This window comes from Eubacterium sp. An3, assembly GCF_002159465.1.
Lineage (GTDB): Bacteria > Bacillota > Clostridia > Lachnospirales > Lachnospiraceae > Anaerobutyricum > Anaerobutyricum stercoris.
The window spans coordinates 362603-378888 of record NZ_NFIR01000001.1 but is presented as its reverse complement, the minus strand read 5'-3'; the positions used below and the strand labels follow the sequence as shown (position 1 = coordinate 378888).

Sequence of the window (16286 nt, the reverse complement as noted above, 5' to 3'; positions counted from 1 at the left end):
GGCTTACCCGCAGCAGGCCGCACAGTATTTTCCTGAAAGGGGGATTGACATGAACACGATATTACATCCGATTCTGGAGGTACATCATCTGAATAAATCTTACAAAGATTTTGCTTTGCAGGACGTTTCTTTTTCTCTGCCGGAGGGCTGTATCACCGGCTTTATCGGAGCCAACGGCGCAGGGAAAACGACCACGCTCCATACGCTTCTGGGTCTGACCGGGGCGGACAGCGGCGAGATCCGCTTTTTGGGCATGGATATGCGGGAACAGGCCGAGGAGATAAAAAATCGAATCGGCGTGGTGCTGGACAGTAATTGCTTTTACGAAGGGCTGACCCTCAATCAGATGAAAAATATCATTGCGCCCGCCTATTCCCGGTGGTGCGAAGAAGATTACCAGCGGTATCTTCGTACATTTTCTCTGAATCCAAAGCAGACCATCAAGACGCTTTCCAAAGGAATGCGTGTGAAATACGCGCTGACCCTGGCCCTCTCCCACAAAGCAGAACTTCTCATCATGGACGAGCCCACCAGCGGGCTGGACCCTCTGATACGAAGTCAGGTGCTGGGAATTCTAGCCGATTACATGGAAAACGGGGGACGCGGCGTATTTTTCTCCACACATATCACATCCGATCTGGATAAGATTGCAGATACGCTCATTCTCATTGACGATGGTAAGATTCTCTTTCAGGAAGAAAAAGATGTGCTTCTGGATTCGTACCGGATCGTGAAGGGTGACGTCTGCTGGCTGACGGCAGACACCCGTCCGCTTTTTATAAATGTTTCTGAAACTGCTTTCGGTTTCACTGCGCTCACCGGGCAGGCGGCGCGGGTGCTGGCAATGATGCCCGAAGCAGTTATGGAGCGGCCGCACATTGAAGATATCATGCTGGGCGTCATCGGAGAAAATGTACCGGCAAAGGAGCGTCGCTGAGCCGCCGCCCATAAAAGACCCGCATAACACGTTTTAGAAAGGGGAGAACTCTATGCTGCTGCATTTAATAAAGAAAGAATTTGTCGTCATACAAAAACAGACTCTCTGGATGGTTGGATTAATCGCTCTTATACCGCTTTTTATGCTCTGGAAGCTTCCGCAGTACGCCAACTATCTGGGCTTTGTTTTTGCTGTGATTTATGGTACATTTATCATGTTATCCTATATATGTCTGGCAGAATATCAGTGTAAAAAGGCGTCCGCCTATCTGTGTACCACGCCTTATCCGCGGAAGTATCTGGTGCTGTCCAAATATTTTTTCTGCATCATTGTCTACCTCTTCTGCGCTCTTATATTCTGGCTGGAGACATTGCTTCTGCCTCAGCTTGGCAATTTGTCTCTGCCGCTGGCAGGAGGGGCATTTTTGCTCATTGCCGTGCTGTGCGGAATATATCTGCCCATCTGCTATTATTTCGGGTATGACAAAACGAAGTTTGTCTATGTGATCATCGTTCTTGGATTGTCGTACCTGCTGCCGGTTTTGATAGGATTTAACATTGAAGATACAATATCCCGGCTGTTCATGGCAGTTTCTCCTGATTTCGCCGGAGCAGCAATCTTCATCACGGGGCTCTTGATTTTTGTCCTGTCGGCGCTGATCTCTGTCCGTATCTATGACCACAAAGATCTGGCATAGATCACGGGGATCTGACATAATATTGGGGGACGCAGGTCGCGTTAGCCCGGCCGTATCATTATAAACACTATATCGGAGGTTTCACTATGAATAACGACAGTATTTTTCTTTATATTATCGCTGCTGCTGCGGTGGTCTACGCCATCGGCAACGCCTACGGTTTCTTTGTAAAGCGTGCCAGATGCACGGTCACTGAAGGCACCGTGTATTCCATCTGGACGCCGGGACCGGAGAAGATGCGTTTCCGCAATTCCAAGTGGGCTAAAATCGCCTACAAAGTGAACGGCAAAAGATACATTTCCTATAACCGGATTCAGATTCCCATGAGTGCGGAAGTGGGAACAAAGATCACTATCCGCTACGATGCGCTTCAGCCGGATATGCTCTACAGCTTTTCCTGGAAGAAGATCGGGATTGCCCTGGCGGTGGCCGCAGTCTGTGTTATCCTCGGCGTGATGACACAGATGGCATAATATTAAGAACATACTTTTGGACATATTTCTTGGACATACTTTTTTTACTTCTTGAACATACTTCGGGCCCGGATAAAAATCCGTGCCCGTGTTGTGTGATATTATAATCTCTTTTTTATCTTTGTCTTACTTAGAAAGTAATCCCTTCTATGCTTTTTAAAATTGCATTTCTGTTCTTTGGATGAAGATAAGTCTTATTTAATCTGGATTTTTTATAGCTCAAATAAGAATCTTTTGTTTCCTGCATCAACAATCGGGTAAAAAATCTTTCCCAACTGAAATATTCTTTGCTGTCTATATAATTCTCTGGTGTTTCTAATATTTTTTCTACTTCTTTTCCGTCAATGAGTCCAGACGATAAGATAATCCATTCAAAAGACTCCGGTAAATATAAGCTGATATTTTTCATTTTTTCTGCCATTTTGTATAATCGACTCATCTCCGGGCCTATTGCCGCTCCATCGGCAATTACACAGATTTGTTCTTTTTGAGCCTCTTCCAACATGGCAAAAATATTAGATTTTCCTCCGGCACTTTCGCACGATACTCCGGACTCATTGGCCACAGCATGAAAAAAATCATATCCCGCATTGGAATCTTCCACAATAATTCTTTCTGGCTTTACCGGCACATTCTGTACGTTTGCGTATATTCTGTACATTTGCTGATATACCTTTTTCGTATTCTGGTATCTGCCCGAAGAATGCAGACCATAGATTTCCTCCACACTGTACGGCAAATTATAAAGGTTTTCTCTTGTAATCAGCACAAAGTAATTATCAGAGTCACGAACAGACGCCGCAAATTCTTCCGTGTTGATAAATGCATTTTCTTCATCTGTAAAAAGAATGCTTCCGGAAATGTTTTCTAAAAGCAATTTCCAGTTGGCGCCTTCCAGAACTCTACATGGCACATCGCAGATCACATCGATGCCGCTCGACTTTCCCAGATTCTCCGCCTGCCGCAGCATATTGATCAGAGTGGTTTTTCCTGTGGCGCTGTCTCCCTGGATAATGGTAATATTCCTTTTAATATCAAATTCATAATGTAATCGGTTGTTCTGAATTATAACTCTATGACTTCCCTTCATACGTTATCACCTATACATATTTCCCTGCAATCCGGATAAATTCCAGCATATTATGGACCATTTCTCCTGTATTGAGAATCTGAATTTCAAATTCCCCGTCGCCAAAATCCATAATGTGCCTGAGATTAATCGTCAGATCTTTTTCTTTTCCAATCTTCAAAATCCATTTTGCACAATTATCACCACAAGCTGAGGCATTAAATACATTTCCCGAATCATCAAACGCCATCAAGATCAGTGTCTTCACACCGCCTGATATTTCTTTTACAGAAATCGGTCCCAGCACCGGACTTTCAATCAAATGCGGTCCCACCACTTCTGACTTATCCACGTCGCGAATCATTTCAACTGACAATTCTTCCGTAATCCACTCATCCTCATAGCGATTATCGAAATAAACCGGAGGATAGTAAATGGCTTCTTCCATTTTTCCCAAATATATACGCAGCATAGTTATATCACTCCTATCTTGTATACACTGTTCTTACAGTTTAGCATATCCTCCGGTTCTTCGCTATCCCTATCAGAAAAATCACAGGAAACGTTTTTACTCCCCGCTCTCTCCTGCGATCAGCGTCTTGAGCGTCTCCGCGTCTGTCCACACGTTCAGCGTATTTTCTCCATATCCCTCATTATAATACACCGTAATATCATAGTCAGGCGTTGGGCTTTCACCCTCGTAACCTGAAGAATAGTAAGTGAAATTGCTGTTGCTGATTGTCAGCTTTCCTTTCACGGACTGGATTATGGCCGGGTCGGTCACGGTCCAGTTCTTTGGCTCATCGCCAGTATAATCATTGACGTCAATCTGCGTGATGTTTATGTCGGCAAGGGTACGGTCTACCGCACAGCCCTTGCTTTCCAGGAAGGCGAGAGTCTTTGTGAAGGACGGATAAATGTAATAAAAATCGTCGGTAAAATCCATTCTATCTTCCACTTCATGCTCTATGTTCAGCTCTGCCACCGGGAGAACTGTCCGCATAGTCTCATAGTCGAGAGTGTCCAGCTCGCTGAGGTAGATTGTCAGGAACTGCTTCTGTTCTTCCTCGGTGAGGCGCAGATTCTGGTTCTCGATGAAGCTGTTCCAGGAAATGGACTTGATCTTGCTCCAGTCCGCTGTATACAGGGAATATACGCTTTTCCGGAAACTTTCGGAGTGACAGGCAGCTTCCATAATCGCATTGGCCTGAGCATCGCTCATATCAAATCTTCTTTTGATCGTCTCTCCGTTTTTCATATAATAAGTGACTCCCACGTACTTTCTGCCTTCCTGCTCCGCGGCATTGGCGCCGTTATCCGTATAGTAGATGGTCGGAGAACTGTCAGTCACCGCTCCGTCCGTCGCCTGTTCCGGGCCTCCCGGGAACCTGTTCTGACGTTCTTCTTTCACAGCATCTTTGATGAGATCAAGTACATTTTCCATGTCCTTTCCGGTGATACTCTGTTCGCTGTCACCCCAAAAATACTCTTTTCTGTAAGTGAAGCCGTCATCCTCCACCATGACGCTGCTCACTCCGCCGGCAGCCGGAACATAGCTGTCGTAGCCGTAAAAATCCAGATAGAAGGAGCCCGTCAGGCAGAGCACCACCGCCATGGTCGCGAGCATCTGTTTCCAGTGGCTCCACATACCGCGGATGTCAAACTGGTAAATGCACTCAATGATTCCGTGAAACAGCACTGTTCCGAACACGATTCCGATGACAATCCAAATCTTTGAAGAACTCAAAGTGAGGCTGTACAGGTAGCTTCCGGTGTACAGAGCTGCCGGAATCACCAGCAGAATCCGGATGAGCGGGTTGATTTTCGAGAACGCCATGGCTTTCCCTGCCGTCTCTGACGGCCGTATATCAAAAAGATACTGACACAAAACCGCAAGGGCAATGATCCACACGCATACCACCGCCATCACCGGCAGTTTTTCGGACAGATTCCATCCGGAGGCAGCAGGCTGCATACGGACGGCCAGATAAACCGGGGAACCGTAATCAAAATAGTTCATGAATGCAGGCGGCTCCACATAGGAGAAAAAGAATATTCTCGGCAGCTCAAGCAGCGCATACTTTATGAGGACCGGCGCCCAGGTGACAAATACCGCCGTTCCAAGGACGCCCACCACTACATTTCCCGTCATGATCATGGCGAGGGCCGCCGTGAAAAAGGCCGCGGCAAAGGCCAGCAGATTACAGAGGATCGCCAGCAGCAAATTGCTCAGTACATTTCCTGTAAAATATCCAAGGGCAACGGTGATCACCGCTTCAATCACCGTGGAGACCAGCAGTCCCGACGCAAAAACAAGGAAACTGTTGGCTGTGATCACCCGGAACATATCTTTTCTCTTTACCGGAAGAGAATGAAAGAAGTCTATCTTCGTTCTGGAATGAAGATAAGCAAATCCGCAGATCGCCGTGAGTGCTCCGAGGGCCGCGCACAGAATCAAAAGACTGTTCGGTCCCGAAGCGTTCAGCACCGTTGCATATACCTCGGCTCTCGTCCAGCCCTCGTAGGCCATGGAGTTCTGAATGGTTATCACAAAAAACATGAGGGCAAACAGAAAATACACGAATGTTATCACCGTGACGCCCAGCCGATGGCGCATATGTTCTTTCAGTAATTTAGAAAACGATGTTTTTGATGTCATATCCAACTACCTCCGTTTCGCTGATAAAGATTTCTTCCAGAGACAACGGGAGCGCTTCCATAAATACCGGCTGAAGCTCTCCAATCCTGCTCAGTATCTCTTCCTCGCTGCCCCGCACCGTGAGAGTCAGCAGCTTTCCTCTTCTGGTCATGGATAAAATGTCAAGAGATTCTTTTAAGGATTCATCCAGCTCTTCCGGCAGCACGCACTGAATCTTGTGCAGATTCCATTTCAGGTCTTCCAGATCCTTCGACAGAAGAACGCCGCCCTTGTGAAGCAGGCCGATATGGTCGCAGATGTCCTCAAGCTCCCGGAGATTGTGGGACGCGATGACCGGGGTCAGCCCCTTCTCATCGATCTCTTTGGCAAAAATACCTTTGATTCCCTGGCGCATCACCGGGTCGAGACCGTCAAAGGTCTCATCACAAAGCAGGTAAGACACATTGGCGCAGATACCCAGCAGCAGGGACAGCTGTTTTTTCATTCCTTTTGAAAAAGTCTGGATCTTCCGCTCTCCGTCCAGGCCGAACCGCAGCAGGAACTTCATGAACCGTCTCCGGTCAAAGCCCGGATAGTACACGCTGTACACATCCGCCATCTTTTCCGCCGTGGTATTTGGGAAGAAAAACTGATCATCGGAAATGTAAAAAATCTTTCTTTTGGCTTCCGGGTTATCCCATACATTTTCTCCGTCAATGAGAATCTCACCTTCGTCCGGCCGCATCACTCCTGCCATCATGCGAAGCAGGGTACTCTTGCCGGCGCCGTTGGTTCCCAGCATGCCGAATACATTTTGCTCCTTTAATGTCAGGCTCACCTGAGAGACCGCCTGGATCTCACCAAAGCTCTTGCTGACGTTCTTTATTTCAATCATCCTGCACCTCCTCATGTAGATCCGTTCCGTCATTTCCCTGCGGAGCGTCCGCCGAACGGGAATCTTCCCTCTTTTCATAGACTTTATCCACACTGGATATGATATTTTCTCTGGTTATCCCCTGCTCCCTGCAGGTTATCAACTGTTTTTCCAGTGCGCGCAGCAGCTTATTCTGCTGCTTTTCCTTCAAATGTTCATCCGCCCGGACAAAGTTGCCCCGGCCCTTTACCGAATAGATAAAGCCGCTCCGCTCCAGCTCGCTGTACGCCCGCTGTATGGTATTGGGGTTGATAGACAGCTCCACCGCCAGCGAACGCACCGAGGGCAGTTTGGAATCCGGTTCCAGCACGCCTCCCGCAATGAGCGCCTGCATCTTATCCACGATCTGCTCATAAATGGGACGTTTATCGTTATAGTCAAGGATAATCACATGTCCGCCTCCTCGTATCATGTATTCAGGTTTTTGGGGCTGCCTGTAAACCCTTCCTTTTGTTTCTTGCGCAGAACTTTTATTCGTACAAAAAAATCCCACACAGAAAACCAAGTGTATTAATACATCTAGTACACTTAGTATACTTATCCATACGGGCTTTGTCAACTGTATATTTTGTGCTCTGTTTATTATTTTTTACGCAGCGTCCGGAGATATTCCTTCATCTCCGGGGAAATACGCCGGCTCTCCACCGCTTTCTGGATGGTTTTATTATGTACCCAGACAGGAAGCCTGTTTTCCGTGAGATATGGCAGAATCTCCTGTTCCTGCTTCGCCAGCGCCGTGGCCATGTACCAGGCGCACATCATGTTGACGTAATATTCGTCGGACACAATGCCCGCCACCAGTTCCGGCATCTCCGGCCGGAATTCCTCGTCCAGAAAGTTGGTCATGAGCAGACCGACGCCGTAGCGGATGGTGTACACCTTCCCGCTGCCGATAAATTCCTTCGCCTTCTCATAGACCTGCGCCGGATGCTTCTTAAATATTTTCGGGGAAAAGCTGTCGCAGGTAGCCCAGTTATCCACATAAGGCAGAAAACGCTCCGTCTCCTCCATGGCGCGCTCATAGTCTTTTATGGTCTCAATAATAAATGCGTGCAGATTATTTTCTTCATAATAATAGTGCGGCAGAATACGAAGATATTCCTGCGCCTCCTCCTTTTTTGCAAATGCTCTGGCATATTTGCGAAGCTCAGGCGTCCTAACGCCGATGATCCGCCCCGGATCCACGGTCGGCACAAGTTTCTCATGAAATGCTTTATAACCGGTATCCTGCATGGCAAACAGATTTTTTCTGACAGATTCCTCCAGATGCTTCTCTTCTCTGTGTTCATTCATTTTATATACCTCCTGATCCACATTTTATTACATTTTATCCTCTCTGACCACCAAAGTTTCAGCGTTTCTTTTTTAATAACGGGACGAATTATTTCATATATTTGGGGTCATCATAAAATTTATAGAAAAAAATTTTTCAAAAAACATAAAATCTGTTTATTTTAAATTTAAATTTAACTGCTAATATGTAACCATCAACACAACAGAAACAAAAAACACAAGTAATATAAAGTGCTTAAAACAAGGAGGAATCATTATGACAAAAAAAATTATGTTTTTATTAACAGCATCTGTTCTTTCCATCGGAATCATGACTGGCTGCTCAGGCAATTCCGGAAACACACAGGCCGATGACAATAATAATGTGATAACACAGACAGAGAATCAGAATGTTGCCGATGACAACGCTGATGACGGCAGCGCGGCAACCACAGCGGCAGGCAGCGTAACAGATGATAACGCCGATGACGGCAGCGCAGCAACTACAGCAGCTGCCAATTCCGGCACGGGCTCCAAATATATTTCCGAAGAAGAAGCTTCTTCCATCGCACTGGCCCAGGTGGACGGAGCTACGGAAGATGAGCTTCGGATCAATAAAGACAATGACGACAACCGGAACATTTACGAAGTTTCCATTCTCCACGACGGTGTAGAATACGATTTCGAGATTGACGCACAGACCGGCGATATCCTTTCCCAGAGCAGCGAACGAGACGATGATGATGACTGGGACGACGGCCAGAGCGGCAGCCAGAATAATAACCAGAACAACAGTGGACTGATTTCTGAGAAAAAAGCCAGCAAGATTGCTTTAGGTCAGGTTGACGGCGCCACAGAAAGCGACCTCCGCATCCATCAGGATACTGATGACGGAAGAACCGTATATGAAGGTTCCATCATTTACAATGAGATGGAATACGAATTTGAAATCGACGCACAGTCCGGCGACATCATCGACTGGAGCAGCGAATCTGTATACGACGACTAATTCCTTTTCTCTTTCCTTTCATCTTTTAAAAAAACCCGGGTTTCCCACACGGAAATCCGGGTTTTTTATTTTACAAAAAATCATCTAAAAATAGATTGACAAAATTCCGTATATGCTTTATTATTTGATATATAAAAATTTTATATATACAAAATTGTAGAAAGGAGTGTCCGCATGTACTATCCTGTTTCATCCGTACTAATTGAATGTCTCATTCTTTCCATAGTGGCAGGCAGCGATTCCTACGGATATGAGATCAGCCAGACCGTCAAGCTGGCAGCCAGTATCAAGGAATCTTCTCTTTATCCGATTCTCAGAAAACTGGAACAAAACGGCTATCTTTCGACCTATAATCAGGAATTTCAGGGAAGAAACCGTAAGTACTATTCCATCACTGAGGAAGGCAGGAAGCAGCTGCTTTATCTGAAAGAAGAATGGGACATTTATAAAGAAACTATTGACGGTATCATTGAGGGGAGGTTGAAAAAATGAATCGTGAAACCTATTTAAAAGAATTGCGGAAATATCTGAAACGTCTTCCAAAAGACGACTATGAGAATGCTATGGAGTATTTCACAGAATACTTTGATGACGCAGGCAATGACGAAGAAGCCATCCGGGAACTGGGCAGCCCGCGGGAAGCAGCGTCTGATCTTCTGGCGGCTCTGCTGAACCAGAAGACAGGCGATGCCTCTTCCTCCACATTTTCTGACGCATCGGACGCCAGAGCAGATGGAGACGGCCGCCGGGGCAGAAGATTCCGCGCAGGCGATCCTGTGCCGGAAGCAAAGGAAAAGTCTTCACCTCTTTCCATCCTGCTCATTGCCTGCCTGGCCATCTGCGCGGCTCCGATTGCAGCTCCGCTGGCGCTGGCAGCACTTGTTCTCCTGGTGTGCGGTGTTGTCGTAGTTCTCTGCGCAGTATTATGCATTTTTATATTCAGCGTTTGCTTTGTCATAGCAGGAGCTTACTCGCTGGTTCAGGGCTTTGCCGTTGCCTCCGCTTCTGTTCCCGCATTTCTTATCATATCAGGGAGCAGCCTGCTGGCTATCGGCCTCGGCGTCCTTCTGTTTGTCGCCGGCATCTTTTTCTGCAAGTGGCTTGTGATCAGACTGGCAAAACTCATCCAGCGCATGCTTGAAAAAAGGAGGGTAAAAAAAGATGAATAAACTTACAAAACGTACCTTACTGGCAGCCGCTGCTCTCTGTGTGATCGGCGGAATTCTTCTGGCCGTCGGCATCGGTTCCGGCGGACTGCGGTTCCTGGCCTCCACCAATTTAACTACCATGGAACCCATCGCTTCATCCAGTAAACTCTATGAGGAAAACAAAACAAAACTTGATGAATTCTCCAGTCTGAACATTGACGTTGCCTACCTGGATCTCACCGTTCTGCCTTCGGAGGACGATTCCTGCTATCTTTCCTATAATGTTTCCGGAAGCATCAAAGAAAATCCATTGAAGTACACGATCAGCAACGGAACCCTTTCCATCAGGGAAGATCATTCTGCCGCATCACAGTTTTTTGTGGGCGTTGATTACAGCTTTCTCGCCCAGGTTCTGACCGGGCGCATCGTCACCGACGGTCCTGACCCGGAATATGACAGCATGACTCTTTATCTTCCTGCCGGCAAACAGCTGAACGACGCGGTTATCTCCGGCGGGGACGGAGACATCTCCATCCGTGGCCTGCAGGCGGATCAGTTTACACTGGAATCCTCCTACGGCAATCTGGAACTTTCCGACACAAGCGCCCGGTCCGCCAGCTTCTCTCTGGGAGACGGCGACGCCGATATGGATAGCGTCACCCTGGAGCAGGTAGATTTTGATACTTCCTACGGAGATGTCACTGTGAAAAATTCATCCTTCGGCGCAGTCACCTTACACGCCGGAGACGGAGACGTCACCTGCGAGAATAACACCTTCACCAGCAACTGTGAGTTCACTCTTGCCTACGGCGATGCATTCTTCCGTCTGGACGACCAGCAGAAGGCTGCTCTCTCCATGGAGTTTCAGACAGACTACGGCGACATCACGATCACAGAATCTCTGCCAAACGGCGCCTTTACCCAGTTTGAGGATGAAGACGCCAAACGATATGAAAAAACCGGAACTGCAGAGGGTGGTACATTATCGGTTGCCTGTGATGATGGAGATATCACTTTAAAATAAACTAAAACTCGTTGACACGGTTCTCCACATTTTTCTTAAAATTCATCACCTCGTGATCATATGTCTGATCCATCAAAGAGGAATGAATCATAAAATCAGCAGTCGCCATATTATTGGCAATCGGTATATCATACACCTGAGCGATACGGAGCAGCGCCTTGACATCCGGATCATGCGGCTGTGCTGTCAGCGGATCGGAAAAGAATATGAGGAAATCCACCTGACCTTCCACAATCTTTGCGCCGATCTGCTGGTCGCCGCCCAGAGGACCGCTGTTATATCCCTTGACCGGAAGCGATGTCCTCTCAGTAATCAGACGGGCGGTGGTTCCTGTTCCACATAAAAAATGCTTTTTCAAAATATCCTGATTCCGGTCACACCACTGAATCAGTTCTTCTTTCTTATTATCATGGGCGATTAACGCAATCTTCTTCTGTTTCTCAATCGTCAAAGTAATTGTCTCCTGTGCCATACAAAAAACCCCTTTCCTGTGTTTGTATCTATTATACATGAATCAACCGGTTTTGTAAGCACCGGTTCCCCGAAAATATATTCCGGATTTGTGAGAAGAGTGTCAATATTCTGTGGGAAATCTGTGTCATTTCTCACTCCTTCGCGTCTTATTGAATACCATAAAATAGGAAACTCCTACAAGGAGGTACAGAAATGTACGCACTACTTTGCTGTAATGACAGGAGACCATCAGCCGCAGGCCGCTCCTGTTTCCATAAAATATATCATGAACATCCGGAAGCGGTGGAACCGGCAACCGCAGAGGCAATGACTCTAAAGCCGGCGGCATCTAAGCCGGCTGAGCTGACTTTAGCCGATGTTGTCCCTGGCCAGCACGCCGTCGTCTCCTCTCTGCTCTCCGGCGGAGACATGCGGCGCCGGCTTCTGGATATTGGTTTGACGCCCGGTACACAGATAAAATGTATCGGGCAAAGTCCGCTGGGTGATCCGTCTGCCTTTCTCATTCGCGGCGCTGTGATCGCCCTGCGCCGGAAAGACTGCCGGGACATTCTGATTACCGGCGACGGACAGAATAATTCATCCAGATCCCTCTCTCCCGGGTATAGAGAACACATTGACAGAAATCACGCGTCGGAGGCAGTATCATGGGACTAACCAATCAATCTGTCGGAATGCATACTCTGGATTCTGATCTTGTCGTTGTAAAAAAACATCCTTCTGATAAGGTTATCGCTCTGGTCGGCAATCCAAATGTGGGAAAAAGCACTATTTTCAATGCGCTCACCGGCATGAATCAGCATACGGGCAACTGGCCGGGCAAAACAGTTTCCAATGCGCAGGGGCATTGTGAATCCGAAAAAAATTCTTATATTATGGTGGATATTCCAGGTACCTACTCACTGATGGCTCATTCTGCCGAAGAAGAGATTGCCAGAAACTTTATCTGTTTTGGAGAACCGGACGCTGTTGTGGTAGTCTGCGACGCCACCTGCCTTGAAAGGAATATGAATCTGGTCCTGCAGACCATGGAAATATCCTCCCGGGTCATTGTCTGCGTCAACTTGATGGATGAGGCCAGGCGCAAAAAAATCCGGCTGAATCTTCCGCTTCTTTCCCGCCGCCTGGGGGTTCCTGTCATTGGCACCTCCGCCCGGAAAAAAAGCTCCCTGGATGCTTTGCTCCACGCACTTGATCAGATAACCTCCCCTGCCTGCGAAACCCACCCCGCCAGAATCCATTATCCAAAAACCATTGAGCATGCCGTCCGGATGATCGAACCCCTCATCGAAGAAAAGACCGGCGGCAGACTCAACAGCCGCTGGCTGAGTCTCCGTCTTCTCTGTCAGGACAGCTCTCTTCTAAGAGAATTGTCCGGCTGTCTGGGAAATGATTTTCTCAGGGATCCGGAACTGCTCCGGGGCATAACTCTGGCAAGAAAACAGCTTTCCCGGGATATCAGCAGCCGGGAACAGTGGGACGATGCAGTCGCAGGCGCAATTGTCTCCACTGCTGAAAAACTGTGTAAGGATGTGATAACCTATGAGAATACCTCCTACCGGAAGCTGGATTTTACTGCGGACCGTCTTCTCACCAGCCGCATGACAGGCTTTCCTGTCATGCTCCTGATGCTGGCGCTTATATTCTGGATCACCATTTATGGCGCCAATTATCCGTCTGCTCTGCTTTCTGACGGTTTGTTCTTTATCCAGGACCGGCTTACGGATCTTTTTCAATGGCTTCACGCTCCCGACTGGCTTCATGGTCTTCTTGTATTAGGGCTCTACCGGGTTCTCGCCTGGGTCGTTTCAGTGATGCTGCCGCCTATGGCTATTTTTTTCCCGCTTTTTACTTTGCTGGAAGACGCCGGCTATCTGCCCCGGATTGCCTACAATCTCGATAAACCTTTTCACTGTTGTCATGCCTGCGGCAAACAGGCACTGACCATGTGCATGGGCTTTTTGTCTGCGATTGCTCTAAGATTTTTCTTCGGTTTCTTCTCTTTTGTTGAGTCCCGACGGCTTTATGAGTTTCCCCTGTTTTGCCAGTTCAAATAAAGCCGATCTCACTTCTTTGGACTGACAATTTTCCGCCGCGATTCTGGACATATTTTTCTCACCGGCTCCAAATCCTCTGTTATGCAGAAACTCTGTAATATTGCTGACTGTTTGTTTTTTTATGGTGCTGAAATACTTCACATTATCTTCTCCTTCCGGCTTATCTGGTTTTTTATTCTGGGGAACAGCAAACCATGTCTCATCTTTTCCCTGACCGGTAATCCGATTCAGATCAATCTTTTCTCCGAATCCCGGACAAGTTCCATCGGAGGTGTACTGATGCAGATCTGCGCCCGCATGACACGGGTAAGACGAGCTGTATTTTCCATTATTAAGTCCATACCTGGCTTCCCACCAGGCACATCTGGACGGTCGTGCCGCTATGATATTTTTATATTTGTCATATTGTGCGTACATCGTGTAAATCATCATCTTCTCATTCAGCGTCTTCAGATAATCCATGGCCTTCTGTACGCCGGAGGCACTGTTTCCGGCCTCCACATCCAGAATATATCCCATGAAATATTCTCCCACTTTGTCTTTGCACGTTTTTACCAGAAATCTCGCCTGCGCCAGTTCGTCCCCCTTGTTGAGATAAGCATAAAGCCAGTAAGAGATTCCTCTTTTTTCACATTGTCTCACAATCCCCTCCATGGCGCTGTCCACAAACGAGGTTCCCTGCGTTGCCTTTGTGATCAGAAACGGACAGTTCTTCTCCACCTCTTTCCAGTCTGCCACCGTATGATGATGAGAAATGTCCGGGTAATATTTACTCATCTGACTCCTCCTTGCATTCCGGAAGTCCCGCCACGGACGTAAGAAGCGAAATGACGCCCGCCAGGAGCGCCGTCGATATGGTCATCATCGTATCGACTTCTGAAAAAACTGTTGCCGTTCCTATGGCGGCTACCGCTGTCTGCGCTACGGTCCGGGCGGCGCGAATTCCGGCGCATTTGAGCCAATTTTTTGTTTTAATGCTTATTTTCATATACATCCTCCATATTCGTTACATTATTGTGCATATTTTGCCAAACTTTTTCCAGCATCTTGTAAAACTCTTCATTTTGTCCATTTCTTTTTATGAGAATATTTTCCGGTCTGTTTTGTTCTTTGCCATCATGCGTCCGGATTATAATTTTAGCCATCGTGAATCCCCTCCCCTGTATCTGTATGCCGTAAGAATTGTCCATGTCCCTTTTTGTGAAAAAAAATCCCCCTTTGCATTAAGCGGCGCAAAATAAATACTTATGAGAATGATTTGCCGGCTGAGTCATACTCTAAAAAAGAACACAGAAAAGTCTGCGGCCACAGACGCACAGCGCCATCGCCGCAAAAGGAGGTCGCGTCATGCCGACTGCCGCCTGTTATGTGCGGGTCTCCACAGAACATCAGCGGGAAAATTACAGTATTCAGGAACAGATATCACGCCTCCGGGCATTCTGCGAAGCCAAAGATATTACCATCGGAAAATTTTACACGGACGGTGGATATTCCGGCGGCAATCTGAACCGTCCGGCTCTTCAGGAAATGCTTGCTCACTTGACGGAGTATGATGTAGTCATCGTCTACAAGCTGGATCGGCTGTCCCGCAGTCAGAAAGATACGCTTCTGCTGATTGAAGATTATTTTCTTGCCAAGAAAGTAGATTTTATCTCTGTGTGTGAGAATTTTGACACTTCGACGCCGCTGGGCCGCGCCATGATCGGCATGCTGTCTGTTTTTGCCCAGCTGGAAAAAGATCAGATTACAGAGCGTTTCACCATGGGCCGCATCGCCAGAGCAAAAAACGGATACTATCATGGCGGTTCCACCGCTCCAACCGGCTACGACTATATCAATGGCCGGCTCATCGTAAACAAAGATGCGGCAATGCAGGTGCGGGAGCTGTTCAAACGATTCCGTCAGGGTCATTCCATCCATGACTGCTGGTTATATATGCAGTCCCGCTACGGCACCGGCCCCAGCGGCTGGAGCAGTGAAACTCTCGTAAGAAATGTACTGCGCAACGAGGTATACATCGGAAAAGTAAAATTTCAGCAGCAGTCTTATCCCGGCCGCCACACACCGCTCATCGATGAATCTCTTTTTTATGAAGTACAGGAAATGCTCCGTCGTGGTTCCAGGAACAATTCCACATCCGGTTCTCATTCTTCAGGCCGTCCTTTCGCACCGAGAACCCTGCTCTCCGGTCTTCTATGGTGCGGCAGGTGCGGCGCCCGGTTTCACGGAGAACACGGCAGCTATTCCTGTTACAGCCGCAGCAAGGGATCAAAAAAATATATACGGGATCCCCATTGCCAAAACCGTAAATGGAAGATCAGCGAACTGGACTCTCTCATCATTCATACAGTATGCCATATGCATTTTGAAAAAGACGATACCGCCGTTCTTTCTCCAGGCGATGCCCTTGAGCGTTTGCTGACAGAAGGCCCTCTCATCAGAAAACGTGCCTGCCTGTCTCTTCTCATCGAGAAAATATATCTGGATGACGATGAAATCAACATTTTTCTCCGGTAAACAGACTTTCATATTATAGGAATTCCAGCAAAATTTCCTA

The 16286-nt window shown here is 47.4% G+C and carries 20 protein-coding genes; 10 read left to right on the top strand and 10 right to left on the bottom strand.

Annotation, left to right across the window (positions count from 1 at the left end; translation table 11 throughout):
- Positions 1–49: 49 nt before the first annotated feature.
- The 3 genes from B5F87_RS01805 (at position 50) to B5F87_RS01795 (ending at position 2107) form a co-directional block, all read left to right on the top strand.
- Complete coding sequence (locus tag B5F87_RS01805; protein WP_087275805.1) at positions 50–937, top strand: ABC transporter ATP-binding protein; 888 nt, start codon at positions 50–52, stop codon at positions 935–937.
- Between the two features lie 52 nt (positions 938–989).
- Positions 990–1634 (top strand): ABC-2 transporter permease, encoded by a 645-nt coding sequence (locus B5F87_RS01800; protein WP_087275802.1) that lies wholly within the window; start codon positions 990–992, stop codon positions 1632–1634.
- Positions 1635–1720: 86 nt separating this feature from the next.
- Positions 1721–2107, top strand: a complete 387-nt coding sequence (locus tag B5F87_RS01795) for a hypothetical protein (protein WP_087275799.1) — start codon at positions 1721–1723, stop codon at positions 2105–2107.
- Positions 2108–2237: 130 nt separating this feature from the next.
- Here B5F87_RS01795 and B5F87_RS01790 read toward each other — a convergent pair whose 3' ends face one another.
- From B5F87_RS01790 to B5F87_RS01765, 6 genes are all read right to left on the bottom strand, one after another.
- Positions 2238–3197 carry a translation initiation factor 2 gene (locus B5F87_RS01790; RefSeq protein ID WP_087275795.1) on the bottom strand — a complete coding sequence of 320 codons (960 nt, stop codon included), beginning with the start codon at positions 3195–3197 and terminating at the stop codon, positions 2238–2240.
- A gap of 10 nt (positions 3198–3207) precedes the next feature.
- A complete protein-coding gene (locus tag B5F87_RS01785; RefSeq protein ID WP_087275792.1) occupies positions 3208–3648 on the bottom strand; it encodes a DUF4869 domain-containing protein in 441 nt (146 codons plus the stop codon).
- A 96-nt stretch (positions 3649–3744) separates the two neighbouring features.
- Complete coding sequence (locus tag B5F87_RS01780; RefSeq protein ID WP_087275789.1) at positions 3745–5835, bottom strand: DUF6449 domain-containing protein; 2091 nt, start codon at positions 5833–5835, stop codon at positions 3745–3747.
- Positions 5810–6709 (bottom strand): ABC transporter ATP-binding protein, encoded by a 900-nt coding sequence (locus tag B5F87_RS01775; RefSeq protein ID WP_087275786.1) that lies wholly within the window; start codon positions 6707–6709, stop codon positions 5810–5812. The genes B5F87_RS01780 and B5F87_RS01775 overlap by 26 nt, the downstream gene beginning before the upstream one ends.
- A complete protein-coding gene (locus B5F87_RS01770; RefSeq protein WP_087275783.1) occupies positions 6702–7139 on the bottom strand; it encodes a GntR family transcriptional regulator in 438 nt (145 codons plus the stop codon). Before B5F87_RS01770 ends, B5F87_RS01775 begins: the two co-directional genes overlap by 8 nt.
- A 191-nt stretch (positions 7140–7330) precedes the next feature.
- On the bottom strand, positions 7331–8041 hold the full coding sequence (locus B5F87_RS01765; protein WP_087275780.1) for a DNA alkylation repair protein: 711 nt from the start codon (positions 8039–8041) through the stop codon (positions 7331–7333).
- A gap of 256 nt (positions 8042–8297) precedes the next feature.
- On the opposite strand from B5F87_RS01765, the gene B5F87_RS01760 reads away from it, so the two are divergent.
- From B5F87_RS01760 to B5F87_RS01745, 4 genes are all read left to right on the top strand, one after another.
- Positions 8298–9029, top strand: coding sequence for a PepSY domain-containing protein (locus B5F87_RS01760; protein ID WP_087275777.1), 732 nt, complete (start codon positions 8298–8300; stop codon positions 9027–9029).
- 174 nt (positions 9030–9203) lie between these two features.
- Positions 9204–9521 carry a PadR family transcriptional regulator gene (locus B5F87_RS01755; RefSeq protein WP_087275773.1) on the top strand — a complete coding sequence of 106 codons (318 nt, stop codon included), beginning with the start codon at positions 9204–9206 and terminating at the stop codon, positions 9519–9521.
- On the top strand, positions 9518–10198 hold the full coding sequence (locus tag B5F87_RS01750) for a DUF1700 domain-containing protein (RefSeq protein ID WP_087275770.1): 681 nt from the start codon (positions 9518–9520) through the stop codon (positions 10196–10198). Before B5F87_RS01755 ends, B5F87_RS01750 begins: the two co-directional genes overlap by 4 nt.
- Entirely contained in the window at positions 10191–11201 is a 1011-nt protein-coding gene (locus tag B5F87_RS01745; protein ID WP_087275767.1) for a DUF4097 family beta strand repeat-containing protein, read from the top strand. Before B5F87_RS01750 ends, B5F87_RS01745 begins: the two co-directional genes overlap by 8 nt.
- A gap of 1 nt (position 11202) precedes the next feature.
- On the opposite strand, the gene B5F87_RS01740 is transcribed toward B5F87_RS01745, so the two are convergent.
- Positions 11203–11673 carry a methylglyoxal synthase gene (locus tag B5F87_RS01740; protein ID WP_087275764.1) on the bottom strand — a complete coding sequence of 157 codons (471 nt, stop codon included), beginning with the start codon at positions 11671–11673 and terminating at the stop codon, positions 11203–11205.
- Between the two features lie 194 nt (positions 11674–11867).
- Here B5F87_RS01740 and B5F87_RS01735 point away from each other — a divergent pair, with 194 nt between their 5' ends.
- Together B5F87_RS01735 and B5F87_RS01730 are read left to right on the top strand one after the other, a co-directional pair.
- Positions 11868–12329 (top strand): FeoA family protein, encoded by a 462-nt coding sequence (locus B5F87_RS01735; protein ID WP_343215705.1) that lies wholly within the window; start codon positions 11868–11870, stop codon positions 12327–12329.
- On the top strand, positions 12320–13729 hold the full coding sequence (locus B5F87_RS01730) for a ferrous iron transporter B (RefSeq protein ID WP_087275761.1): 1410 nt from the start codon (positions 12320–12322) through the stop codon (positions 13727–13729). Before B5F87_RS01735 ends, B5F87_RS01730 begins: the two co-directional genes overlap by 10 nt.
- Here B5F87_RS01730 and B5F87_RS01725 read toward each other — a convergent pair.
- From B5F87_RS01725 to B5F87_RS20875, 3 genes are read right to left on the bottom strand one after another with little or no spacing between them, the layout of a single operon-like run.
- Positions 13649–14506 (bottom strand): GH25 family lysozyme, encoded by an 858-nt coding sequence (locus tag B5F87_RS01725; protein ID WP_087275757.1) that lies wholly within the window; start codon positions 14504–14506, stop codon positions 13649–13651. The genes B5F87_RS01730 and B5F87_RS01725 overlap by 81 nt on opposite strands.
- Positions 14499–14717, bottom strand: a complete 219-nt coding sequence (locus B5F87_RS01720; protein ID WP_087275754.1) for a holin — start codon at positions 14715–14717, stop codon at positions 14499–14501. Before B5F87_RS01720 ends, B5F87_RS01725 begins: the two co-directional genes overlap by 8 nt.
- Positions 14701–14874: a hypothetical protein gene (locus B5F87_RS20875; RefSeq protein ID WP_158096916.1), complete on the bottom strand. Its 174-nt coding sequence runs from the start codon at positions 14872–14874 to the stop codon at positions 14701–14703. Before B5F87_RS20875 ends, B5F87_RS01720 begins: the two co-directional genes overlap by 17 nt.
- Positions 14875–15076: 202 nt before the next feature.
- Between B5F87_RS20875 and B5F87_RS01715 the strand changes: the two genes are divergently transcribed.
- Positions 15077–16246: a recombinase family protein gene (locus B5F87_RS01715; protein WP_087275751.1), complete on the top strand. Its 1170-nt coding sequence runs from the start codon at positions 15077–15079 to the stop codon at positions 16244–16246.
- Positions 16247–16286: the final 40 nt, after the last annotated feature.

Coding starts and splice junctions, on each gene's coding strand:
- B5F87_RS01765 (WP_087275780.1), bottom strand. CDS start 8,041: ATGAATGAACACAGAGAAGAGAAGCATCTGGAGGAATCTGTCAGAAAA.
- B5F87_RS01805 (WP_087275805.1), top strand. CDS start 50: ATGAACACGATATTACATCCGATTCTGGAGGTACATCATCTGAATAAA.
- B5F87_RS01755 (WP_087275773.1), top strand. CDS start 9,204: ATGTACTATCCTGTTTCATCCGTACTAATTGAATGTCTCATTCTTTCC.
- B5F87_RS01740 (WP_087275764.1), bottom strand. CDS start 11,673: ATGGCACAGGAGACAATTACTTTGACGATTGAGAAACAGAAGAAGATT.
- B5F87_RS01760 (WP_087275777.1), top strand. CDS start 8,298: ATGACAAAAAAAATTATGTTTTTATTAACAGCATCTGTTCTTTCCATC.
- B5F87_RS01745 (WP_087275767.1), top strand. CDS start 10,191: ATGAATAAACTTACAAAACGTACCTTACTGGCAGCCGCTGCTCTCTGT.
- B5F87_RS01735 (WP_343215705.1), top strand. CDS start 11,868: ATGTACGCACTACTTTGCTGTAATGACAGGAGACCATCAGCCGCAGGC.
- B5F87_RS01730 (WP_087275761.1), top strand. CDS start 12,320: ATGGGACTAACCAATCAATCTGTCGGAATGCATACTCTGGATTCTGAT.
- B5F87_RS01750 (WP_087275770.1), top strand. CDS start 9,518: ATGAATCGTGAAACCTATTTAAAAGAATTGCGGAAATATCTGAAACGT.
- B5F87_RS01795 (WP_087275799.1), top strand. CDS start 1,721: ATGAATAACGACAGTATTTTTCTTTATATTATCGCTGCTGCTGCGGTG.
- B5F87_RS01775 (WP_087275786.1), bottom strand. CDS start 6,709: ATGATTGAAATAAAGAACGTCAGCAAGAGCTTTGGTGAGATCCAGGCG.
- B5F87_RS20875 (WP_158096916.1), bottom strand. CDS start 14,874: ATGGCTAAAATTATAATCCGGACGCATGATGGCAAAGAACAAAACAGA.
- B5F87_RS01715 (WP_087275751.1), top strand. CDS start 15,077: ATGCCGACTGCCGCCTGTTATGTGCGGGTCTCCACAGAACATCAGCGG.
- B5F87_RS01725 (WP_087275757.1), bottom strand. CDS start 14,506: ATGAGTAAATATTACCCGGACATTTCTCATCATCATACGGTGGCAGAC.
- B5F87_RS01790 (WP_087275795.1), bottom strand. CDS start 3,197: ATGAAGGGAAGTCATAGAGTTATAATTCAGAACAACCGATTACATTAT.
- B5F87_RS01780 (WP_087275789.1), bottom strand. CDS start 5,835: ATGACATCAAAAACATCGTTTTCTAAATTACTGAAAGAACATATGCGC.
- B5F87_RS01785 (WP_087275792.1), bottom strand. CDS start 3,648: ATGCTGCGTATATATTTGGGAAAAATGGAAGAAGCCATTTACTATCCT.
- B5F87_RS01800 (WP_087275802.1), top strand. CDS start 990: ATGCTGCTGCATTTAATAAAGAAAGAATTTGTCGTCATACAAAAACAG.
- B5F87_RS01720 (WP_087275754.1), bottom strand. CDS start 14,717: ATGAAAATAAGCATTAAAACAAAAAATTGGCTCAAATGCGCCGGAATT.